This window comes from Amycolatopsis sp. NPDC059021, from assembly GCF_042739895.1.
Classification (GTDB): Bacteria; Actinomycetota; Actinomycetes; order Mycobacteriales; family Pseudonocardiaceae; genus Amycolatopsis.
This window is the reverse complement of sequence record NZ_JBHYIQ010000007.1, coordinates 144,542-167,677: the sequence shown is the minus strand read 5'-3', so window position 1 is coordinate 167,677 and position 23,136 is coordinate 144,542. Positions and strand designations below refer to the sequence as shown.

General features: G+C 69.6%; 18 protein-coding genes. 12 read left to right on the top strand and 6 right to left on the bottom strand.

Going from position 1 to position 23,136, the window contains the following annotated elements:
- The first annotated feature begins 27 nt into the window (after positions 1-27).
- The 3 genes from dnaJ (at position 28) to ACFWX1_RS06340 (ending at position 3,335) form a co-directional block, all read left to right on the top strand.
- The gene (gene dnaJ, locus ACFWX1_RS06350; protein WP_378384435.1) at positions 28-1,194 is read left to right on the top strand and encodes a molecular chaperone DnaJ; all 1,167 of its coding nucleotides are present in this window, start codon (positions 28-30) and stop codon (positions 1,192-1,194) included.
- Positions 1,195-1,199: 5 nt separating this feature from the next.
- Entirely contained in the window at positions 1,200-1,628 is a 429-nt protein-coding gene (locus ACFWX1_RS06345) for a heat shock protein transcriptional repressor HspR (RefSeq protein ID WP_378326299.1), read from the top strand.
- Positions 1,629-1,856: 228 nt separating this feature from the next.
- Entirely contained in the window at positions 1,857-3,335 is a 1,479-nt protein-coding gene (locus ACFWX1_RS06340) for an MFS transporter (RefSeq protein ID WP_378384433.1), read from the top strand.
- Between the two features lie 315 nt (positions 3,336-3,650).
- Here the strand turns inward: ACFWX1_RS06340 and ACFWX1_RS06335 are convergent, their stop codons facing one another.
- The 5 genes from ACFWX1_RS06335 to ACFWX1_RS06315 all read right to left on the bottom strand — a co-directional run bounded on the left by ACFWX1_RS06335 (position 3,651) and on the right by ACFWX1_RS06315 (position 8,480).
- A complete protein-coding gene (locus tag ACFWX1_RS06335) occupies positions 3,651-4,190 on the bottom strand; it encodes a DUF305 domain-containing protein (RefSeq protein ID WP_378384431.1) in 540 nt (179 codons plus the stop codon).
- 20 nt (positions 4,191-4,210) lie between these two features.
- Positions 4,211-4,960: a lytic polysaccharide monooxygenase gene (locus ACFWX1_RS06330; RefSeq protein WP_378384429.1), complete on the bottom strand. Its 750-nt coding sequence runs from the start codon at positions 4,958-4,960 to the stop codon at positions 4,211-4,213.
- Positions 4,961-5,101: 141 nt separating this feature from the next.
- Positions 5,102-5,803, bottom strand: coding sequence for a dienelactone hydrolase family protein (locus ACFWX1_RS06325; RefSeq protein WP_378384427.1), 702 nt, complete (start codon positions 5,801-5,803; stop codon positions 5,102-5,104).
- A 69-nt stretch (positions 5,804-5,872) separates the two neighbouring features.
- A complete protein-coding gene (locus ACFWX1_RS06320; RefSeq protein ID WP_378384425.1) occupies positions 5,873-6,976 on the bottom strand; it encodes a globin domain-containing protein in 1,104 nt (367 codons plus the stop codon).
- A 328-nt stretch (positions 6,977-7,304) separates the two neighbouring features.
- Complete coding sequence (locus ACFWX1_RS06315) at positions 7,305-8,480, bottom strand: globin domain-containing protein (RefSeq protein ID WP_378384423.1); 1,176 nt, start codon at positions 8,478-8,480, stop codon at positions 7,305-7,307.
- Positions 8,481-8,822: 342 nt separating this feature from the next.
- Here ACFWX1_RS06315 and ACFWX1_RS06310 point away from each other — a divergent pair, with 342 nt between their 5' ends.
- From ACFWX1_RS06310 to ACFWX1_RS06290, 5 genes are all read left to right on the top strand, one after another.
- Positions 8,823-9,329, top strand: coding sequence for a MarR family winged helix-turn-helix transcriptional regulator (locus tag ACFWX1_RS06310; RefSeq protein ID WP_378384421.1), 507 nt, complete (start codon positions 8,823-8,825; stop codon positions 9,327-9,329).
- 32 nt (positions 9,330-9,361) lie between these two features.
- Positions 9,362-11,449, top strand: a complete 2,088-nt coding sequence (locus tag ACFWX1_RS06305; RefSeq protein ID WP_378384481.1) for an MFS transporter — start codon at positions 9,362-9,364, stop codon at positions 11,447-11,449.
- A gap of 115 nt (positions 11,450-11,564) precedes the next feature.
- Positions 11,565-12,752: an MFS transporter gene (locus ACFWX1_RS06300; RefSeq protein ID WP_378384419.1), complete on the top strand. Its 1,188-nt coding sequence runs from the start codon at positions 11,565-11,567 to the stop codon at positions 12,750-12,752.
- 115 nt (positions 12,753-12,867) lie between these two features.
- Positions 12,868-15,462: an ATP-dependent chaperone ClpB gene (clpB, locus tag ACFWX1_RS06295; protein ID WP_378384417.1), complete on the top strand. Its 2,595-nt coding sequence runs from the start codon at positions 12,868-12,870 to the stop codon at positions 15,460-15,462.
- 355 nt (positions 15,463-15,817) lie between these two features.
- Positions 15,818-16,624, top strand: coding sequence for a hypothetical protein (locus ACFWX1_RS06290; protein WP_378384415.1), 807 nt, complete (start codon positions 15,818-15,820; stop codon positions 16,622-16,624).
- Positions 16,625-17,013: 389 nt separating this feature from the next.
- On the opposite strand, the gene ACFWX1_RS06285 is transcribed toward ACFWX1_RS06290, so the two are convergent.
- Positions 17,014-18,201 (bottom strand): hypothetical protein, encoded by a 1,188-nt coding sequence (locus ACFWX1_RS06285; RefSeq protein ID WP_378384413.1) that lies wholly within the window; start codon positions 18,199-18,201, stop codon positions 17,014-17,016.
- 68 nt (positions 18,202-18,269) lie between these two features.
- Between ACFWX1_RS06285 and ACFWX1_RS06280 the strand changes: the two genes are divergently transcribed.
- From ACFWX1_RS06280 to pyrE, 4 genes are all read left to right on the top strand, one after another.
- Positions 18,270-19,034 (top strand): SDR family NAD(P)-dependent oxidoreductase, encoded by a 765-nt coding sequence (locus ACFWX1_RS06280; protein ID WP_378384411.1) that lies wholly within the window; start codon positions 18,270-18,272, stop codon positions 19,032-19,034.
- A 76-nt stretch (positions 19,035-19,110) separates the two neighbouring features.
- Positions 19,111-19,866, top strand: a complete 756-nt coding sequence (locus ACFWX1_RS06275; RefSeq protein ID WP_378384409.1) for an ABC transporter ATP-binding protein — start codon at positions 19,111-19,113, stop codon at positions 19,864-19,866.
- The gene (locus ACFWX1_RS06270; protein WP_378384407.1) at positions 19,866-22,421 is read left to right on the top strand and encodes an ABC transporter permease; all 2,556 of its coding nucleotides are present in this window, start codon (positions 19,866-19,868) and stop codon (positions 22,419-22,421) included. Before ACFWX1_RS06275 ends, ACFWX1_RS06270 begins: the two co-directional genes overlap by 1 nt.
- 39 nt (positions 22,422-22,460) lie before the next feature.
- Complete coding sequence (gene pyrE, locus ACFWX1_RS06265; protein WP_378384405.1) at positions 22,461-23,024, top strand: orotate phosphoribosyltransferase; 564 nt, start codon at positions 22,461-22,463, stop codon at positions 23,022-23,024.
- The last annotated feature ends 112 nt before the right edge of the window (positions 23,025-23,136 follow it).

The following is a 23,136-nucleotide window of genomic DNA, read 5'->3' as shown; positions in this document are numbered from 1 at the left end:
GTCACGTGAGGAAGGAGGAGACGTTCGGTGAGTGCGCGAGAATGGATCGGTAAGGACTTCTACCGCGAGCTGGGCGTCTCCTCCGACGCCACGGCCGACGAGATCAAGAAGTCCTATCGCAAGCTCGCCAAGGAGAACCACCCCGACGCCAACGCGGGCAACGCGGAGGCCGAGCAGAAGTTCAAGGCGGTCTCCGAGGCCTACGGCGTGCTGTCGGATCCGGCCAAGCGCAAGGAGTACGACGAGGCGCGGCGTCTCTTCGGCTCCGGCGGCGCGGGCGGGTTCAACTTCCCGGGCGGTGGCTCGGGCGGCTTCGACGTCGGCGACATCTTCGGCCAGGCGGGCGGCCAGCAGGGCGGTTTCGGCGGGCTCGGCGACATCCTCGGCGGGCTGTTCGGCCGTCGCGGTTCGGCCGGTGCCACGGCGAACCGGCCGCAGCGCGGCGCGGACGTCGAGACCGACGTCCGGATCGACTTCGTCGAGGCGGTCAAGGGCGCGACCCTGCCGCTGCGGCTGTCGAGCCCGGCGACGTGTTCGACGTGTGGTGGCCAGGGCGCCAAGCCCGGTACCTCGCCGCGGACCTGCCCGACCTGTCAGGGATCCGGGCTGGTGAGCCGCAGCCAGGGCGCGTTCGCGTTCTCCGAGCCGTGCCGTGACTGCCGCGGCCGCGGGACGATCATCGACGACCCCTGCCCCGAATGCGGCGGCGAAGGCGTCAGCACCCGGACACGGACGCTGACGGTCCGGATCCCGCCGGGTGTCGACGACAACCAGCGCATCCGGCTGGCCGGTCAGGGTGAGCCCGGCCGCGGCGGGGCGCAGGCGGGCGACCTGTACGTCCGCGTGCACGTCGCGCCGCACGAACTGTTCGGGCGCAAGGAACTGGACCTGACGCTGGCGGTTCCGGTGGACTTCACCGAGCTCGCGCTCGGCACCACGATCACCGTGCCCACGCTGGAGGGCAAGGTGTCGCTGAAGGTGCCGCCGGGCACGGCGAGCGGCCGGGTGCTGCGGGTGCGCGGCAAGGGCATCGCGAAACGTGACGGTTCACAGGGCGACCTGCTGGTCACTCTCCAGGCGGCGGTCCCCGCCGAACTGGACGACAAGGCGCGTGCGGCGCTGGAGACGTACGCCGAGGCGATGGCCGGGCACGATCCCCGGCCGGAGATCACCAAACTGCTCGAAGGCAGGTGAGTGCGATGTTCGGCGGACTGCCCCACGGCGCCGACGAGGACACGCCGGTGTTCGTCATCTCGGTGGCGGCACAGCTTTCCGGCATGCACGCGCAGACCCTGCGGTCCTACGACCGCCAGGGTCTCGTCTCCCCCGGCCGGACCTCCGGCGGTGGGCGGCGCTACTCGATGCGGGACATCGCGCTGCTGCGCGAGGTGCAGCGGCTCTCGCAGGAGGACGGCGTCAACCTCGCGGGCATCAAGCGCATCATCGAACTGGAGAACCAGGTCGACGCGCTCCGCTCCCGGCTCGCCGAACTGACCGAAGAACTCGCGGCCGCCTACGCCGCGGCGGAGCGCAGCGTCGCGGCGGTGCACGCTTCGTACCGGAAGGATCTGGTGCCGTTCCAGCCCCAGACCTCGCTGGTCGTGTGGAAACCAACGAAACGCCGGTAGGCACCGGCTTTCCAGCGCGGATGGGGCGTCCGGTCTTCATGGCCGGGCGCCCCATTCTTTCGTGCCCTGTGCCCCTCGACCAAAGCGTGATGTCCGCCGCAAAGGTCGTGAATGGCCCGTTGGTGATGTTGTAGTATCCGGATATCGGGGTAGAAACGTGCTCCCCGGGAGCACGCGCATACGCGGTATCGAGCGATCCGTCACTCCTTCACCTCGAAGGAGTGCGCAATGCGTCCCCCAGTTCATCGACAATCCCGCGCGACGCCTCGGTCGTTGGCCGAAGTGTGGCCCGCGCTGGCCGGGCTCTCGGCGGTGTTCCTGTTCGAGATGCTCGACAACTCGATCCTCAATGTCGCGTTGCCGACCATCGGCCGCCGGCTCGACGCCTCGACGACCACCCTGCAATGGGTGACCGGGGCGTATTCGGTGGTGTTCGGCGGGCTGATGCTGGCGTTCGGCGCGCTGGCCGACCGCGCCGGCCGCCGCAAGGTCATGCTCGTCGGCCTCACACTGCTCGGCGTGGCGAGCCTGGCCACCATGTTCGTCACCGCCGCCTGGCAGCTGATCGCCGTCCGCGTGCTCATGGGTGTCGCGGCCGCGATGACGACGCCGGGATCGCTCGCCCTCGCGTTCCGCCTGTTCACCGACGACAAACTGCGCGTGCGCGCGACCACGTTGATCTCGACGGTGGGTTTGGTCGGCCTCGCCGTCGGTCCCACCGTCGGCGGGTTCGTGCTCACCTTCGCGCCGTGGCAGGTCCTGCTGCTGGCGAACGCGCCGGTCGCCGCGCTCGCGTTCGTCGGCATCCGCGCCGGCATTCCCGCCGACGACCCCGCCGGCCTGCACCGTGATCCGATCGACGTCGTGGGCGCTGTCCTGGGAACCGCGACGATCGTCCTCGCGCTGCTCGCGCCCACGTTCTTCGTCGAAGCGGGCACCTCTTCGGCGCTGCCCTGGATCGCGACCGCGGCGGCCCTCGTCGCCGGAACCTGCTTCGTCATCCGCGAGAAGACCGCCCGGTACCCCCTGCTCGACCTGAAACTCGTCGCTCGCCCGCTCGTGTCCAGTGGTCTGGCGCTCAAGGCGGCGGCGGGACTGGCCACGGCCGGGCTCAGCTACCTCGTGACACTGGAGCTCCAGCTCGATCTGGGCTGGACGCCCGCACAAGCGGCCATCGGGATGCTGCCCCAGGTCGTCGTCCTGATCGCCGGGGGCGCGCTCATCAGTCCCCTGATGACCCGCGTCGGCCTCACCAAAGCCGCCTGGCTCAGCGCCAGTGCGGTCGTGTGCGGACTCGCCGTCTACACCGCACTCGGCAGGCTCGGTTACGTCTGGGTCGCCGCCGCGCTCGTCCTCGTCGCGGCGGGTATGCGCGTGGTCGGTGTCGTGGCGGGCACCAACGTGATGCGGGGCCTGCCGGAGAACCGCACCACCATCGGAGCGGCACTCGTCGATACCGCCAGCGAAGTCACCACCGGGATCGGCATCGCCCTCAGCGGCACCATCCTGGCGGCGATCTTCCCCGGCGCGCTGACGAAGGCGATGTGGAGCGCACAGCAGACCGTCGACTTCCGGGACGCGATCACCTACGCCGGTCTCGCCCTCACTCTGTTGTCCGCGATTCTCGTGGGATGGGGCATTTTCCGCGGCCCTCGTGCCGAGAACGAGGTATCCACATCGTCCGTTCCCGAAGCGACAGACGCCTAGAGCGGCTGTGAGGCGGTCCTGATGTCCTCCTTGACGCGTACGACTACCGCGTCTTTCGGGACATCGCCTCCGCGTGAACGGACCGTTCGCGCGCCTCGGAGTCCGCGAATGCCACATTGAGGGAATCAGAGTCCCTCAATGTGGCCTCCACGGACACGATTCCCGTGCCGCGCCGTTTCCACGGGAACCGTCCGTTGTGGACAACCAGTGCCCTGTGCAGCCGAAGCCCGGGTTTTGTCGGTGCCGGGCGATAGAATGTTGCAGGGACGTCCCCCCAGGGCGGGTGGGGGGTGCCTTGGTGGTGGGGCGGGGGTGTCAGGTGGTGTAGCCGAGGAGTTGCTTGATCTCGGCGGTGCGGGACTCGACGATGCGGTGGGCCAGATCGCGGGCGGCGGGGTTCTTGCCGGCCGAAGTTTCGGTCTGGGCCATTTCGACGGCGTTGTGCTGGTGCCCGGCGAGGATGTCGAGGAACCGGCGCTCGAATTCCGCGCCGGGAGCGGTTTTCAGCGCGCCGACCAGATCGGGGTCGGTCATCCGCATACCACCGTGTGCCGCGTGCGCGCCCGCGTCGGCCGTGGCGGGCTGGCCCCAGTCACGCAACCAGCCCTTCATGTCCTCGGCCTCGGACCGTTGTGTCGCCTCGATCGCCGCGGCGAGTTCGGCGACCGCCGGGCGCACCGGATGGTCTCGTGCCAGCCGGACGATCTCCACGCCCTGCTCGTGATGCGGGATCATCATCTGCAGGAACATCACGTCGGCGGCGTTGAACTCCGGCGCGCTCGACGGCGTGCGTACCGGTGGTGGGGCCGCCGCGCCCCCGGAACATCCGGTGAGCACCAGAAGCGCGACAGCCAAACCCAGGAAAAGCCGGAACCTCACAGTTTCTGCCACAGCGCGGGCGTGCTCGACGGCTCCCAGCCGGGCAGCGCGGTGTGGGCCTGGAGGCATTTGTACTTCGCGCCGTTGTAGGTCACTTCGGCGCCCGGCTGATACGCCGTGCCCGCGGTCCACGTGCCACCGGTGGGCGGCGTCGTGGGCGTGGTGCTCGGCGGTGTCGTCGGGGTGGTGGTCGGTGGGGTGGTGGGCGGTGTCGTCGGGCCGCCACCGCCGATCTGCAGGTCGACGCACGCGTAGAAGGCGTTGGCCGTGTCGGCGATGTTCCAGATGGCGAGCAGCTTCTGCCTGCCGGTGAACGAGCCCATGCTCACGGTGTGCTGCACGGTCGCGCCCGGCTGCCTGCCGTGGTCGTCGAACACCGCGAGCCGCGTGCCGCCGATGTAGTACTCCCAGGTGCTGGTCGCGTGCCGTGCGGTCAGCACCCAGTTGAACGACACCGAGTTGCCGACCGAAGTCGACGGCCACGGCTTGGATTCGTCGTCGAGTTCGGAGAACCGGCCGACACCGCCGCTGCAGCTGCGCAGGCCCTTCGGCCCTTCGACGCTTTGGGGCTCATAGATGATGTCGCCGCAGTTCGGCACCTTGCCCTGTGCGCACATCGCCTGCCTGCTCGGCGGCGAGGAGACGTAGCCGTGCGCGCTGGCGATGGTCGCCGGCAGGGCCACCACGATGAGCGGGGCGAGTGCGGCACCGGCCGCGGCCGCCCCGAGTTTGTGCTTCCACGTCATATCGGCTCCTCGAACAGCTCTGTTCCAGAGGGCGAAGCGTTTCCGTCTCTTGGCGGAAGACGTGGTCTAGACCATAGAAGTAAACGCATACAGTGGTCAACGAAGAGCCACTGAACGGCCGTTCGCGCAGGTCCGAACGGCTCACTCCGTTCGGACGAGGTGCTCGCCGAAGAACGTGATCACCCGGCGCCAAGCGTCCTCGCTGGAGGGCTCGTGGTAGCCGAACCCGGCCACCTTGATCAACGCGTTGAGCGGGCCGAGCCGGAACTGGTTCGCGAAGCTGTGCCCGGCGTCCGGATATTCCTTGACGTCGTGCGGAATCCCGGCTTCGGCCAGTTTCGCCTCGAGCTTGGCGGCGGCACCGCGCAGGCTGACGTCCTTCTTGCCGAAACTCGCGACGACCGGGCAGGCGCCGTCCAGGACGGAGAGGTCCTTCGGCAGCATTCCGTAATAGGGTGCCGACGCGTCGAATTCGCGGGTCGCCGCGATCAGCGCGAATCCCCCGCCCATGCAGAAACCCACGACGCCGACCTTGCCGGTGCAATCCGCTCTCGCGGCGAGCAGTTGCCGCGACGCCTCGATATCCTCGAAAGCGCGTCCTTGCCGCGCGAAAAGGTTCTGGAAAACACCTTTCACGCAACGGACGAGGCCGCCGCGCGAGTACAGGTTGGGGCTCAGCGCGAGGTAGCCCTCCGCGGCGAACCGGTCGGTGATGTTCCTGGCGTCCTGGGAAAGACCCGTCACGTCGTGGATGATCACGACGGCGGGATGCGGGCCGTCGCCCGCCGGTTCGGCGAGGTAACCGTCGATGGGGCCGCCCGGTGCGGGGACGCTGATCTCCATGTCGCGAACCTTAGGCCGAAACCACCGGTTTCGCCATACCCTCGGTATCCGAAATCCGTCGATCGGGCGTCAGTCCAGGGTGAACGGGTCGTAGGAGATCCGCTCGAGGTCGGTGCCCGCCGCCAGCAGCCGGGCGATCGTGCCGCGGATCATCGGCGGCGACCCGGAGACCAGGATGTCGTGGGTGTTCCACGCGCCGCGCTGGGTCACCGCGGTGGCCAGTGATCCCCGGTCGCCACCCGGCACCGCGCCCGTCTCGGTCACCGGGGTCACGGTCAGCCACTTCGCCGTGGCCGCCACCTTGCGCAGGTCCCCCAGCGCGTACAGGTCCTCTGGTCTTCGGCCGCCGAAGAACAGGTGCACCCGCGGGTTGTGCTTCCAGCGCGAAAGATCGTCGAGAATGGACAGTATCGGGGTGATGCCGGTGCCGCCGCCGATCATCAGCAGCGGTCGTGGCCGGGCGGACGGCTGGACCGACAGCGAGCCCATCGCCGGTCCGATCCGCCACACCTCGCCGGGTCGCGTGCGCTGCACGATCGCGCCGCTCACCCAGCCGCCGGGGACGGCGCGGACGTGGAACGTCAGGATGCCGTCGTTGCGTGGCGCTGTCGCCGGGGAAAGGTAACGCCACAACCGTGGCCGGTGTGGGGTTTCGACGCTCACGTAGCCGCCGGCCTGATAGGGCAACGGCTCGGCGGTCCGCGCTCGCACCAGTGCGATGTCGCGGGTGATTCTGCGGTGTTCGATCACCGTCGCGGCCCACCACGGCGGTCCCGTTTCGGCGGCGGCGGCCTCCCTCATGGTCTTCGCGATCAACCCGTACGCCGTGGTCCACGCGGCCTCGATCTCGGCGGTCCAGCGGTCTTTGAGGAAACGTTTCAACGCGGCGATGAGCGCGGTCCCGACGGCGTCGTAGTGACGTTCCAGCACGCCGAACTTGCGGTGGTCGCGGCCCAGTTGGCGCAGGAAGGTGATCAGCTCGTCCGGGCGGTCGACCATCTGGACGATGTAGACCAGCGCCCGCAGCAGTCTGTCGCGCTGGACGGTCATGGTGATCGGGAACAGCGCCCTGGTCTCCGGCGCGATCGTGAACAGCGCACCGTAGAAGTACCGTGCTACTTCGTCGGCTTTCGGCTCGACCGCGGCGAAACTGTCGCGGACGAGTCTTGCCATCCGCTGGCTTTCGGCTGCCGGAACCGGTGGCAGAGGTGTTCGGGCATACGTCATCGGCTCAATCATCGGGAACGGGTATCTCCAGTTCTGACAGGCATTCCTGCGATCCAACGCATCGCATCCGCGGTGCCCGCCCCCGAGCTTTCCCGACCCTATGCCCATTCCCCGGAAAAGACGCGGAATTGGCGTACTTCCGCTCGAACGGAGCAATTTCGACACGCCTCGTCAACCCCGAATGCCGCTGAGTGAAAACGATCTTTCGAGGTTTTTTGTTGGCACGACAAGGTTTTCACCGGGTAAGAACCGGCGAATTGCGTGCGGTGCGAACTCAGTCGATGGTGAACGGGTCGTACTGGATCTGGTCCAGCGCGCTCCCGGCGACGAGCATCCGCGACACGGTCGCGCGGATCATCGCGGGCGACCCCGCGACCAGGATGTCGTGGCCCTCCCACGCGCCGTAGCGGGTGACGGCCTCGGCGAGCGTGCCCTGCTCGCAGCCCGGCGCGTCGTCGCCGCGTTCGACCACCGGCGTGATGGTCAGCCACGGGTTGGTCGAGGAAAGCGCGCGAAGCTCGTCGAGGTCGTAGAGGGAGTCGCGGGTCGGTCCGCCGTAGAACAGCCGCACCTTCGGGTTCTCACCCCACAACGCGAGGTGGTCGAGAATGGACCGCAGCGGCGCGACGCCGGTGCCGCCCGCGACCATCACCACGGGGCGCCCGCTTTCCCGGTCGACCGCGAGCCTGCCCAGTGGTGGTCCCAGCCGCCAGACGTCGCCGGGCTGGGTGTGGCTGACGATCGTGCGGGAGACCCAGCCGCCGTCGACGGCGCGGACGTGGAACTCGATGCCGCCGTCCTCGCGCGGCGCGTTCGCCGGGGACAGGTAGCGCCACAGCCGTGGCCGTTGCGGCACCTCGACGCTCATGTACTGCCCTGGCAGATAGGGCACCGGGTGCTCGGGCATGACCCGCACCAGCGCGAGATCCCAGGTGAGCCGCCGGTGTTCGAGCACGGTGGCGTGCCACGACGCCGGGTTCGCGTCGGCCGCGGCCGCCTCCTGCATCGCGCGCGCGACGATGGTGAACGCCTCGGCCCAGGCGCGCTCGACCTCCGGGGTCCACTCCGGACCGAGATGGTTCTTGAGCGAAGCGAGCAGTGCGGTGCCGACCGCCTCGTAGTGCCGCGGGATGACGCCGAACTTGCGGTGGTCACGGCCGAGCTGGCGCAGGAACGGCACGAGGTCGTCCGGCCGGTCCACCATCTGCACGATGTGCACCAGCGCGCGCACCAGCCTGCCGCGCTGGACCTCCATGTTGATCGGGAAGAAGTCGCGGGTGGCAGGCGCGAGCGTGAAGAGCATCCCGTAGAAGAACTGCGAGATCTCCGGGATGAACGGTTCGGACTTCTCCCAGGTGTCCCGGATGAGCCGCACCATCGCGGTGACGGCTGGCGGGGCCTCCCGGGGGGTGGAGGAGCGCGGGAGCGGGCTGACCGAGTCGGCTGTCATGGGCAGGTATTCACTGGTCGGGAGTGCGGGTGAGCGGGGCGGCGATTATTCACGAACTGCCCGGGGGTGAAGACGGCAATTCTCGCCGTACTCGAACGCCAAGGGACCTCCGGAGGAATCGACCACTACGCCACCTCTTCGATTGAACCGGGCCACACCGATCGCGGTTCGTGGCTCGTCCGCAGAGTAGCCGCCAAGCGGCTCTTTGCCTGCATCGTTGCTCCGGACGGGTGTATCGCCGGGACACGGACGTGGGGCAGCTCACCGGGTCGATAGTTGTGCTACGCAACCTTCTGGAGATATAGTTGTATGGCGCAACCAAGTGAGCGTAGGGAGACGCCGATGGGCAGCACGACCGAGGGCGAGGACGTCCGGCTGGACCTGGTGCGCGAGCTCAGGGCCGCCGCCCTGATCCAGCACGCCTGGATCATCCAGGCCTGGAAGACCCAGCCCAACCTGCACCCCGCCGCCGTCATGCTCCTCTCGGACCTCTCGAAGGTCGGTGAGGCGCGGCCGTCCGAACTGGCGAAACGCCGGTTCGTCGACCTCTCGGTGATCAGCAGGCAGGTCGCGCAGCTGCGCGAGGCCGGGCTGATCGACCGGCGCCCCGCCCCCGACGACGGCCGCGCGACGCTCATCAGCGTCTCCGAACGCGGTCACGCCGAGCTGGCGGGCTGGCGGGCCACCTACCTCGAATTCATGAAGAACGCGCTGGACGAGTGGGACGAGGAGCGGATCACCACCCTCACCACCGGCCTTGCGGAGCTGAACGACGCCCTGCGGACGACGCTCGGTGCTCCCGGAGGCTGTTTCGCCGCGGCGGAGAAGGAGAAAGTGAGCAAGGAGTGAGCACGACCGATTCGCAGGCCGGTGGGCAGGAGATGTCCCACCGGCGGATCATGAAGGCCTTTTCCGGACTGCTGCTGGCGTTGCTGGTGGCGATGTTGTCGTCGACGATCGTGTCCAACGCGCTGCCGACGATCCTCGCCGACCTGCACGGCACGCAGGGCGAGTACACGTGGGTCGTCACCGCGATGCTGCTCACCTCGACCGCGACGACGCCGATCTGGGGCAAACTCGCCGACCTCTTCAGCAAGAAACTGCTCTACCAGCTGGCGATCGCGATCTTCACGATCGGCTCGGTCCTCGGCGGCATCGCGCAGTCGATGCCGGAGCTGATCGCCTACCGCGCGCTGCAGGGCATCGGGCTCGGCGGCCTCCAGGCGCTGGTCCAGATCGTCATCGCCGCGATGATCCCGCCAAGGGAACGCGGCCGCTACTCCGGCTACATCGGCGCGGTGATCGCCGTCGCGACCGTCGCGGGCCCGCTGGTCGGCGGCCTGATCGTCGACTCGCCGCTCGGCTGGCGCTGGTGCTTCTGGGTCTGCGTGCCGATCGCGGTGATCGCGTTCGTCGTGCTCGGCAGGACACTGCGGCTGCCGGTGGTCAAGCGCGAGGTCAAGATCGACTGGTTCGGCGCGACCCTGCTCGTCGGCGGCGTCGCCCTGCTGCTGGTGTGGATTTCGCTGGCGGGCAAGAACTTCGCCTGGGTTTCGTGGTCGACGCTGGCTTACGTCGGAGGCGCGGTGCTCGCGCTGGGGCTGGCGGTGTTCGCCGAGACGCGGGCCGCCGAGCCGGTGGTCCCGCTGCGGCTGTTCCGGAACCGGACGTTCACCCTCGCCGTGCTGGGTTCGCTCGCGGTCGGCACCGGGATGTTCGGCGCCTCGGTCTTCCTCGGCCAGTACTACCAGCTCGCGCGCGGATTCACGCCGACGCACGCGGGACTCATGACCATGCCGATGCTGCTCGGGCTGGCGGTGTCCTCGACGGTCGCGGGGCAGATCATCTCGCGCACCGGCCGGACGAAGCAGTTCATGGTGCCGGGCGCGATCCTGCTCGTCGCCGGGCTGTTCCTGCTCGCGACGATCGACCACGCCACGAACCTGACGCTCATGGGCGGCTATCTCGCGCTGGTCGGCGTCGGGGTCGGGCTGCTCATGCAGAACCTGGTGCTGGTCGTGCAGAACGGCGTCGGGATGAAGGACATGGGGTCGGCCTCGTCGGTGGTCACGTTCTTCCGCTCGCTCGGCGGTGCGGCCGGGGTCTCCGCGCTCGGCGCGGTGCTCACCTCGCACGTCTCCACGAACATCGCGGAGTCGCTGACGAAGCTGGGCATCCCGGCGGGGGCGGCGAAGGGCGGAGGCACGCTCGACATCAAGTCGCTGTCCGCGCCGATGCGGGACGTCGTGCACACCGCGTACGGCGACGCGATCGGCAACGTCTTCTTCATCGCCGGCTGCGTCGCGGTGGTCACGCTCGTCGCCGTGTTGCTGATGAAGGAGGTCCCGCTGCGACGTTCGCTGGACGTCGAGACGGTGGTCGTCGACGAAGTTGTCGAGGAGACACCACTGGGCACCTCGGTCGCGATTTCGGTTTCGCATCTGCACGGCCGGGTGTTCGGGGCGAACGGGCGGCCGATGGAGGGCGTCGTCCTCACTCTCACCGACGCGTCCGGACGCCAGGTCGACCTCGGGCACACCGGTCCCGGTGGCGAGTACCGGCTGACGGCGCCGGGCCCCGGCGATCACGTACTGCTCGCGACCTCGGGCGCGATCCGGCCGCAGGTTTCGACCGTGCGGCTCGACGAAATCCCGCTGCGGCACGACTTCCTGCTGGAACGCACCGGCGGGCTCGGTGGCAGGGTCCGCACCGCGGGCAGGCACGCGGCGGTCGCGGGCGCGGTGGTGACCGTGACGGATCGTCAGGGCACGGTCGTCGACTCCACGCACGCGGGTGGCGACGGCTGGTACGGGATTTCGGGACTGACACCGGGGTCCTACACGCTCACGGTGGCCGCACCGGGGCACCGGCCGCTCGCCGGGGCGTTCACCGTCGGGGCCGGGAGCCGGACCCGGTACGACGTCGAACTGGCACTCCTCCCGCGTGTCGGAGCACGCCGCGCGGGCTGAACACGAAAGGGATTCCCGGTAGCACGTGAAGTGCTACCGGGAGTGTCATTTACCCTGGAAAAAGGCGGCTTTCGGACCTGCCTCCGAGACGTTTTCCGGCAGTAGCGTTTGGCGCGTGACAGGTGGCCGGGCGGCGCTGCTGTGCGCGCTGGGTATCGACAATTTCGGCTCGGGACTTTTCCTCCCCCTGGCGCTCGTCTATGTGACACGGGTGGTCGAACTGCCGCTCGCGGTGGCCGGGACGGCTGTCACGGCGGGCACTCTCGTCGGCCTTCTCGTACCGCCGGTCGCCGGGCGGCTCGTCGACCGGATCGGGCCACGCTCGGTGGTCGTCGGCGCTCAGCTCGTCCAGTCCGCGGGGCTGCTGTGCTACCTGTTCGCCGGCGGCTTCGGCATGGTCGTGCTCGCCGCCGTGCTCCTCACGACGGGTCAGCAGCTGTTCTACAGCTCGCTGTACGCGCTGATCGCGCAGGTCGCCGGTGACGTGCCGAAGGACCGGCCGTTCGCCGAGGCCGGGATGGTGCGGGCGGGCGCGTTCGGCCTGGGCGGGGTGGCCGCGGCCGGGCTGCTCACCGGCATCGAGCAGGGTGGGTACCGGATCGTGGTCGCCGCCGACGCCGTCAGTTTCGGCATCGCGGCGTTGATCCTGGCGGCGTTCGTACGCACGAGCCCGCCGCGGTGCACCCGGCGGCGGATGTCCGCGCGGGTCTGCCGGAACCGGCCCTACCTGGCGTTGATCGTGTTCAGCGGGTTGTTCGGGCTGTCGCTGGACTTCTTCCTCGTGGGCACGCCGGTGTTCGTGCTCGAACAGCTGCGCGGGCCGGTCTGGCTGCCGGGCGCCATCCTCGCCCTGCTGACCGTGCTGACCAGCGTCGGCGGGACGTACGCACTGCGCCTGACCCGCTGCCTGAGCCGGATCGCGGCGATGCGGCTCGGTTCGGCGTTGTTCGCCGCTTGGTGCGTCGTCAGTCTCGGTGTCCTGCTCCTGCCCTCAGGCTGGGAGGTGCCGTACCTGCTGGCGGCGACGCTGGTGTTCGCGGCGGGCGATCTCGTGTTCGGACCGCGGTCCGGGGCGCTGGCCGAGGCCGCGGCGCCGCCCGAGGCCAAGGGCCGCTACCTGGCCGCGTTCCAGTACGCGTTCACCGTCGCCCAGGTGCTGGCCCCGGCCATCGTCGCGCTCTTTTCCGTCGCGGTGTGGTTACCCTGGGTGCTGGTCGGGATCTGCGCCTGCCTCGCCGTCGCCGGGCTCGGCAGGCTCGGCCCCCGGTTGCCCGCGCACGCCGTACAACCAATTCAGAGTTGAGCGGAACAGACTCAAGTTTCCTGACGTTATACCTGTCGAGAGGCATCGCGATCTGCGGTGACCAGGACTTTTGACCAGACTACGCAAGAAGCAGTACCCGAGCACGAGGTGAGGGATGGACGCTTTCAACCCGACCACGAAGACCCAGCAGGCGATTTCCTCCGCGGCGCAGGCGGCCACGATGGCAGGCAACCCGCACGTTTCGGCGGCACACCTGCTCGGCGCCCTGCTCGCGCAGGGTGAAGGGCTCACCGCGCCGCTGCTGACCGCGGTCGGGGCCGACCCGGAGCAGGTGCACAAGGAGCTCGAACCGATCATCGGCGCGCTGCCTTCGGCGACCGGGGCGACGGTGTCGACCCCGCAGTTCGACGCGCCCGCCGTCAAGTCGCTGTCCCGCGCGCAGCAGCTCGCGACCGAACTCGGCGACGAGTACGTCTCGACGGAGCACCTGCTCGTCGGGCTGGCCACCGAGGGCGCGCAGGTCGCCGACCTGCTGCGCCGTCACGGTGCGACGCCGGACGCGCTGCGCGAGGCGTTCGCCAAGGTCCGCGGTTCCGCGCGGATCACCAGCCCGGACCCGGAAGGCACGTTCAAGGCGCTGGAGAAGTACGGCGTCGACCTGACCGCGCGGGCCCGCGCGGGCGAACTCGACCCGGTGATCGGCCGGGACACCGAGATCCGCCGCGTCGTGCAGGTGCTTTCGCGGCGTACCAAGAACAACCCGGTGCTGATCGGCGAACCGGGCGTCGGCAAGACGGCCATCGTCGAAGGGCTCGCGCAGCGCATCGTCGCCGGTGACGTGCCGGAGTCGTTGCGTGGCAAGCGGGTCGTGGCGCTGGACCTCGGTTCGATGGTCGCCGGCGCGAAGTACCGCGGTGAGTTCGAGGAGCGGCTGAAGGCCGTGCTCAAGGAGATCACCGACTCCGCGGGCGAGGTCATCACGTTCATCGACGAGCTGCACACCATCGTCGGCGCCGGGGCGACCGGCGAGGGCGCGATGGACGCCGGGAACATGATCAAGCCGATGCTCGCACGGGGCGAGCTCCGGATGGTCGGCGCGACCACACTGGACGAATACCGCGAGCACATCGAGAAGGACCCCGCGCTGGAGCGGCGGTTCCAGCAGGTGCTCGTCGGCGAGCCGTCGGTCGAGGACACCATCGGCATCCTGCGTGGCCTCAAGGAGCGGTACGAGGTGCACCACGGTGTCCGGATCACCGACGCCGCGCTGGTGTCGGCCGCGACGCTGTCCGACCGCTACATCACCGCGCGGTTCCTGCCGGACAAGGCGATCGACCTCGTGGACGAGGCGGCGTCGAAGCTGCGCATGGAGATCGACTCGCGGCCGGTGGAGATCGACGAGGTCGAGCGCGCCGTGCGGCGGATGGAGATCGAGGAGATGGCACTGTCCAAAGAGGACGATGCCGCCTCCCGTGAGCGGCTCGCCGCGTTGCGTGCCGAGCTGGCCGAGAAACGCGAGACGTTGACGGCGCTGACCGCGCGCTGGCAGAACGAGAAGGGCTCGATCGAGAAGGTCCGTGAGCTGAAGGAGCAGCTGGAACAGCTGCGCGGCGAGTCGGAGCGGGCCGAGCGCGACGGCGACCTCGGCAAGGCCGCCGAGCTGCGGTACGGCCGGATTCCCGCGCTGGAGAAGGAGTTCGAGGCCGCGACGGCCGCGAGCGAGGTCAGTCAGCAGAACGTCATGCTTAAAGAGGAGGTCGGCGCGGACGACGTCGCCGATGTCGTCAGCGCGTGGACCGGCATCCCGGCCGGGCGGCTGCTGGAGGGCGAGACGGGCAAGCTCCTGCGCATGGAGGAGGAGCTCGGCCACCGGGTGATCGGTCAGGAAGAGGCCGTGAAAGCGGTGTCGGACGCGGTGCGCCGTGCCCGCGCCGGGGTCGCCGACCCCGACCGGCCGACCGGTTCGTTCCTGTTCCTCGGCCCGACCGGCGTCGGCAAGACCGAGCTGGCGAAGGCGCTGGCGGAGTTCCTGTTCGACGACGAGCGCGCGATGCTGCGGATCGACATGAGCGAGTACGCCGAGAAGCACTCGGTGGCCCGGCTCGTCGGCGCGCCGCCCGGGTACGTCGGCTACGACCAGGGCGGGCAGCTGACCGAGTCCGTCCGCCGCCGTCCGTACTCGGTGGTTCTGCTCGACGAGGTCGAGAAGGCGCACCCGGACGTGTTCGACGTGCTGCTGCAGGTGCTCGACGACGGCAGGCTGACCGACGGCCAGGGCCGCACGGTGGACTTCCGCAACACGATCCTCGTGCTGACCTCGAACCTCGGCTCGCAGGCCATCGCCGACGCGTCGCTCGACGAGCGGCAGCGGCGGGACGCCGTGCTTTCGGTGGTGCAGCGGCAGTTCAAGCCGGAGTTCCTGAACCGGCTGGACGACATCGTCGTGTTCCACGCGCTCGGCACCGAGCAACTGACGTCCATTGTGGACATCCAGATCGCGCGGCTGGCGTCGCGCCTGGCGCAGCGGCGGCTGCATCTGGAGGTCACCGACGGGGCCCGCGAATGGCTGGCGCTCAACGGTTTCGACCCGATCTACGGTGCGCGGCCGCTGCGGCGGCTGGTGCAGTCGGCGATCGGTGACCAGCTGGCCAGGAAGCTGCTCTCCGGCGAGATCCGGGACGGCGACACCGTGCGTGTCGACCTGCCGGACATGGAAGCGTCCGACGCGCTGACCGTCAGCAAGGTCTGACGCACTCCGTTCGATTGGTCCGTGAAGGGCTCCCGCACCGCACTCACGCCGGTGTGCTGGGGTGTCGTGCCGTGAAGGACTCCTTACCGGCATCCAGCGCCGGTAAGGAGTCCTTCACGGAACTCGCGCGGGCACTGCACCGAGAGGCGTCGTTCAGGACACCACCTCACGCCAAGACGCTGACAGCGTTGTCACCACCTCCCGCGGGCCCGGAGCTGCCGTCCCGTTTTCAGCCGGATGGAGCAGTGCGCCCGGCGCTCCGGAGCGCCGGCGGAGGCCGATTGGCTCGAAAGGGGCGGTGCGACACGGCGCGGGCGATCATCTCTCGCGGGCCGAGGGCGATACCCTGACCTTCGTGGGTATTCCTACGTGGATCTGGTTCGTCATCGCCGCCGTCGCGTTGATGGCGGGTCTGGGGCTGCTCGCCGCCGACCGGGCGAAGGAGGGCTCGCGCAACCGGGAGCGGATGCGCTGGGCCCAGCTGCGCGGCTGGCAGTTCGTCGAGGAGGACGAGCGGTTGCCGCGGCAGTGGTCCGGCGGTGCGATCGGCTACTTCGGCGCGGACGCCGCGGTCAACGTCGTGGCGGGCTCGACCTTCACCTCCGACGGCCGCCGACCGGTGTTCATCTTCGACATCGAGTCCGAGGGGCAGATCCCGGCGGTCGTGGTGGCGGTGCGCTGCAACAAGGTCCACCGGATCCCGATAGAGATGTGGCTGTCCAGCGTGCCGTTCCAGCGCGCGGACATGCCCGAGATGCTCGGCCCGATCGGCCAGCGCTACGCGTTCGCCGACGATGCCGAGGGCGCCCGCCAGGTCATCACCCAGGACCTCGTCGATGCCGCGGACCAGCTCGGCGGCGACGTCGGCGTGGCGTGGCTGGAGAACGAGTGGGTGCTCGCCAGCGTCGTGCCGAACGCGGGCCCGTCGCGGCTGGAGCGGCTGCTGCGTGACCTCGGGGAGATCGCCGACATCGTCGATCCGTTCGACGAGGAGGCCTACGACAACTCCGGCGGCCGTCACTGGCAGCCCGGTGACACCGGCCAGCAGCCGGCGGTCCCCTCGCAGCCGCAGCAGCAGGCCCCGGCCTCGGTGCCCCCGGCGGCGACCCGGCAGTTCCAGACCCCCGAACCACGCTCGCCGGAGGACCGCCCCGGCTCCTGACGCCGCGGCTCGACAATCTGCCGCGGCTCAAGCACCGAATGCCACATCGAGGTTTTCTCGGTAGCGGTCGGTTGCTTTCGGCACGGGCGACGGCTGTTGCGGGCTTCGCGCTGGTCAGCAGATGTCGTGAAGGGCACATGGGGGACGTCCGACGCCGTCAATGTCCCCTTCGCGACACTCCAGTGCCGGGTCTCTTGCCCTGAACGCGCCGTTCGGGACGTTCACCGTCCCCAACGGAGCGTTCGAGACACCGGGCACCATCACAAACCCGCCCTGCCAGCCACCAGCGTCACCCGACCACCTCGAGAGAACGCCCCCAGCGAAGCCGCACGCCCACCCCTTACTGAGAAACTTCATTGGGCGCTTGGCGCCCAGCGGTGTGAAGCGGGCTAGAGGGTCAATGCGGGCGGTGAGAGGTCGACCGGCGGTTGATCGGCGACGCCGACGTTCAGCGACTGGGTCCGCGTCGCGTGCGGTTGATCCGGCAGCACGCCACGCACCGACGTCGTCGTCCCGCCCTGCACCCGCACGACGTGTTCGACGCCGAGGTCACCGCTGATCGAGTCGGCCAGGCCGCTGTCGACGCGGGGCGGGGTCTCGTCGGTCGAGGCCCGGTTGGCGAGATTCGCCGTCTGGGTGGCGCTGACGTTGCCCGACACCGGCCCGGCATTGCCGCCGAACACGTGTGTCTGTTCGTAGGTGCCGTCGGTGATTCCGGCGAGGCGTTGCGACAGCGTGCCGGACTTCGCGGCGGTCAGTGTGCCGCTGAACTGGCCGTGCCCGTGCTGCGCCGACGTCGTGCCGAACGCCGCGACATCCCCGAAATCGACGGCCTGGCCGGACGAACGGGCGCCGTCGAGACTGCCGCCGAGGTCGCCGGCGAACCGGCCTTCACCGGCGGGGCCCGCGTCGAGCGTGGCCGAACGCGCGAGGCCGGAGTCGAGCTGCTCGGCGTTTTCTGTCAGGAGATCGGTTTTTTCCGGGAGCCAGACGCCATGGCGGCTGGACTCGCCGGCGCCGAGTAACCGGCGATCCGCTTCGTGCGTCCGTGCGACACCGGCGGCGGGATCGAGCGAAAGGTCACCGGCGCGGGTTTCCGTTTTGCGCAGCCATTGGTCGTTGCCCGTCGACGTCACGAGTCCGCCGAGTCGCGCCGTATGGGCCTGGGCCTGCCGGAAGCCCTGGCTGTCGTCGGTAGTCCGCGACGTGCCGGGCGCGCCGCGAGGGTCGGCGACGGTCGTGTCGCGGTCTTCGTGACTGCTACCCGCAGCGTGCCGGACGTCCGAGACGATGCTCGCGGCGCCGATCTGCTTGCGGTACACGTCATGGCGGACGACGTCGACCGAGCCGTGGGACGCCGAAGTCCCGGCGTCGGAATTCGACTTCAGGTCGCGGGTGACGCTGCCGTCGTGCTGGTGGTCCAGCGGAAACGGCAGGAGATCGAGGGGAAGGGTTGCGGCCTCGGCGGGGGCGACGAGCGCGGTGGTGGCCGGGGCTGCGAACAGGAGAGCGAGTGGTGCGGCACCGGCAGCGACCTTGGGCAGATAGGGCGCTTTCCGCTTGGTGTGCTTACCCATGCGCGGACCATACGACGCCACGCCGAAGCCCGCACCTTATGGCCTGACCTGGGGGTATGTTCACCCACATGACCACCATCGCCATGATCACCGGAGCCACCGCCGGCATCGGCGCGCAGTTCGCGCGCACGCTCGCCGCCGAGAAATACGACCTGGTGCTCGTCGCCCGCGACGCCGAGCGCCTCACCGCGTTCGCCGGGGAAATCACCGAACACTACGGCGTGAACGTCGAGGTCCTGCCCGCCGATCTGTCCGAAGTGGACGGACGGGCGAAGGTCGAGGAGCGGCTGACGGGGCCGGTCGACCTGCTCGTCAACAACGCCGGGTTCGGGCTCAACGGGGATTTCTGGACCATTCCGCCGGACGCGCTGCAACGCCAGCTCGACGTCAACGTCACGGCCGTGCTCAGGCTGACCAGGGCCGTGCTGCCCGGGATGATCGAGCGCGGCCACGGGGATGTGATCAACGTCAGCAGCGTCGCCGGGTTCTTCAGTGGCCGCGGCTCGACGTACACCGCGAGCAAGAACTGGGTCACGTCGTTCACCGAGGGTATCGCGGCGTCGCTGCCGCCAGGGGTACGCATGATCGCGTTGTGCCCCGGCTTCACGAACACCGAGTTCCACGAGCGTGCCGGGATCGGCAAGCCGGGGCCGAAGGCGTTCTGGCTCGACGTCGAGCAGGTCGTCACGGAGGCACTCGCCGACCTGCGGCGCGGCAAGGTGATCTCGGTGCCGAGCCTGCAGTACAAGGCCCTCGTCGCGATCGGCGGGCTGTTGCCGCGTGCGGTGCTGCGCCGGGTCAGCGGCGGTTTCGGCGGCAAGGGACGTACCTGAGGTAGGGACGTCCCTACCCCGCGAAGGCGCGCTGGCACCAGGGTCAAACCCCACCGCGGTCTCTAGCGTTTCAGCCATGAGAACTGGGTGGAACGAGGCGGGCGACGCGGTGCGGCTGGAGGCCGTCCGCAAGGACTACGGCAATGGTGTCGTCGCGCTCGGCGGGGTCAGCCTCGCCTTCCCGCGTGGTGAATTCACCGCGGTCATGGGGCCTTCGGGCTCGGGCAAGAGCACGTTCCTGCACTGTGCCGCGGGGCTCGACCGGCCGACCTCCGGCACGGTGACGCTCGACGGCCAGGACCTCGGCAGGCTCAGCGAGACGCGGCTGACGAAGCTGCGCCGCGACCGCGTCGGGTTCGTCTTCCAGGCGTTCAACCTGCTCCCGGCGCTCACGGTCGAGCAGAATGTCGTGCTGCCGCAGCAACTCGCGGGCCGCCGCCCGGACCGCAGGCTGGTGACTCACATCCTGGAGCGCGTCGGGCTCGCCGAGCGGCGCAGGCACTTGCCCGGTCAGCTTTCCGGCGGTCAGCAGCAGCGGGTCGCGATCGCCCGCGCGCTCGTCACCGATCCCGCGGTGGTGTTCGCCGACGAGCCGACCGGTGCGCTCGACACCCGAACGGCCGCGGAAGTCCTTGCGCTGCTGAGGGAATCCGTTCAGGCCAGCGACCAGACGGTGATCATGGTGACGCACGACCCGGTCGCCGCGTCCTACGCCGACCGCGTGATTTTCCTTGCGGACGGCCGGATCGCCGGCGAACTGACGAGGCCGACCGCGGACGCCGTTGCCGAGCGCATGACGCACCTGGGCGCCTGGGCGGCGGTGGAGGTCTGATGCTGCGGATCGCAGTTCGCACGCTCCGCCTGCGTAAGGGTGGTTTTCTCGCGACGTTCGTCGCGGTGTTCTTCGGCGCGGTGCTGGTTTCCGCGTGTGCCGGGCTGATGGAGACCGGGATCCGCTCGGAGGCGCAGCCGCAACGTCTCGCTGGCGCGCCGATCGTCATCGGCGGGCAGCAGAGCATCGACATCGCCCGTGAGGACCCCGCCGAGTACGACGCCACCAAAGGCAAGGACCTGAAGACCCGGACCGGCACGCTGCCGGAGCGCGTCCGGCTCGACGCTGGGCTCGTCGACCGCGTCCGATCCGTCCCCGGCGTGACCGGTGCGGTCGGCGAGGTCTCCTTTCCTGTCACAGTCGCCAAGGCGGCCGATGTCCTTGGCCACGCTTGGAATTCCGCCGCGCTCACCCCGTACGCGCTGACATCCGGCAATGCGCCCGCACCCGGCGAGGTCGTCCTCGACGCCGGTCTGGCACGCAACGCGGGACTGTCCATTGGGGACCGTGTCGACATCGCCGCGCACGGCAGCGCGAGCGGATACCGGGTCGCCGGGATCGCCGCGGCGCCGCGTGCGATGACGCAGTCCGCGTTGTTCTTCGCGCCTACCGACGCCGAACGGCTTTCCGGACATCCTGGCCGTGCCGACGCGATCGGTGTGTTCGCGACCGGTGACATCGATGCCGTGGCAGCGCGCGTCAACGACGTCGTCCGGAACGCGAACGCGGTGGTGCTGACCGGTGTCGACCGCGGCCAGATCGAGTTCCCCGAGGCGAACGCGAGCGGCGAGAAGCTGATCGTGCTTTCCGCGGTGACCGGCGGATTGTCGGTGACGGTCGCTATCTTCGTCGTCGCGAGCACGTTGGCGCTGTCCACCCAGCAGCGGCAGCGCGAACTCGCCTTGTTGCGTGCCATCGGCACGACACCGCGTCAGCTGCGGCGGATGGTGCTCGGCGAGGCACTGGTCGTCGGCCTGCTGGCCACCGCGCTCGCCGCGGTGCTCGGCCCGCTCGCCGGCGGGCAGTTGTTCGAGCAACTCGTGGCGAACGACGTCGTGCCGTCCGTGGTGGCGTTCCACCAGGGCTGGCTGCCCGCTGTCGTGGCGTCGGGCGCGGCATTGCTGGCGGTGGTGCTCGCGTCGGTCGTCGCCGGGTACCGGGCGGGCCGGATCCGGCCGACCGAGGCGCTCGCCGAGTCGGCCGTGAAGACCAGGTGGGTCACGCCGATGCGCGTCATCCTCGGCGCGTTGTGCTTCGCGGGCGGTACCGCGCTGGCGATCGTCACCGTGGCCGTGATGAGCGGTCCGGTGGCGGCGAGCACGGCCGGTCCGGCGGTGATGTTGTGGGCGATCGGGGTGGCGATGATCAGCCCCGGCGTCACGAAGGTGACGGCCGCGCTGCTGCACGCGCCGGTGAAGCTGCTCAGCGGTGTCAACGGCTGGATGGCGCTGCGCAACACCCGCGTCGGCGCGCTGCGCGTGTCCGGCGCGGTCACCCCGATCATGCTCGCGGTCGGCATCGCCACCGCCAACATCTACCTGCAGACCACGCAGGAAGCCGTGTCGAACCAGGCGTTCACCGAGGATCTGCGTGCCGACGCCGTCGTCAGCGGCCCCGGCGGCGTCGCGCCGGAGCTGGTGCGGCGTGTCCAGCAAGTCCCCGGTGTGGCGGGCGCTTCGGAGTACGTGACGAGTTCGGTGTACGTCGAGAAGCCGTACGAGTCCGGGCAGCACGACGAGGGCTGGCCGGTCGTCGGACTGACCGCGAAGGGCGCCGCGCAGACCACCGCGGCGCAAGTGACGGCGGGCAGCCTCGACGCGTTGTCGGGCAACACCGTCGCGGTGCCCGCGAAGCTCGCCGCGGACCTCGGCCGGGGTGTCGGCGACAGCATGACGTTGCGGCTGGGCGACGGCGCCCGCGCCGACGTCCGGATCGTGGCCCTGCTGACGCAGCGGCCGGGCTTCGAGAACTTCGTGCTACCCGCGGAACTGGTCGCTCCGCACACCACCGCGGGCCTTGCGCCGCAGTTGCTTGTCCGCGCCGATCCCGGCGTCGACACGACCACGCTGACCACGCGCTTGCGGGAAGCGACCGCGGGTTTCCCAGTGCGGGTCGGCGACCGCGACGCGCTGATCGCCGCGCACGCGAAGGGCAACGAGGTCGGCGCGTGGATCAACTACCTGCTCGTCGGGATGATCATGGCCTACACCGTGATCTCCGTCGTGAACACGCTCGTGATGGCGACCATGCGGCGGCGCCGCGAGTTCGGCCTGCAGCGGCTGTCCGGGTTCACCAGGGCGCAGGTGCTGCGCATGGCGGGCATCGAGGGCGGGCTGACCGCGCTCATCGGGATCGTGCTCGGGAGCATCGTCGCGGCCGGCTCGATCGTGCCGTTCTGCCTGGTGGCGAGCGATTCGCTGGTGCCGTCCGGTCCGGTGTCGATCTACCTCGTGGTGATCGGGCTGGCCGCCGCGCTGGCACTGGCCGCGACGTTCGTCCCGGCCTGGTTCGCCACGCGCGGCCGTCCGGCCGAGGCCACGGCCATCGGTGAGTGACGGCCGGGCCACGCTCCGGCGTGTGTAAGACTCTCGGCCGTGGCGATTCCCGCGTTGGACAAGGCAGCGAAACTCGAACTGGCCAGACTGGTCACCGAACTGGCCGTAGTGCACGGAAAAGTGACCCTGGCGTCCGGCAAGGAAGCCGACTACTACGTCGATCTGCGCCGGGCGACCCTGCACCACGCCGCCGCCCCGCTGATCGGCAAGCTGCTGCGGCAGCTCACCGCCGACTGGGACTTCGTCGCGGCGGGCGGCCTGACGCTGGGCGCCGACCCGGTCGCGCTGGCGATGCTGCATTCGGCCGCGAACGACGACGTCGTGCTCGACGCGTTCGTCGTCCGCAAGGCCGTCAAGGAGCACGGCATGCAGCGCCGCGTCGAAGGCGTCGAGGTGCGTGGCCAGCGGGTGCTGGCCGTCGAGGACACCTCCACGACCGGCGGCAGCGTGCTCACCGCCGTCGAGGCGCTGCGCGAGGCGGGCGCGACCGTCGTCGGGGTGGCGACCGTCGTCGACCGGGACACCGGCGCGCGTGAGGCCGTCGAGAAGGAAGGCCTCGAATACCGCTACGTCCTCGGCAAGGACGACCTCGGCCTGAGCTGAAGGGGACTTTCCTCTCACCGGACGCGACGAAGGGGACTTTCAGCGCATGACACGCGCGGTAAGTCCCCATCAGCTCACTTGCGGATCTTGGTCAAGGCGGCGCCGACGGCGT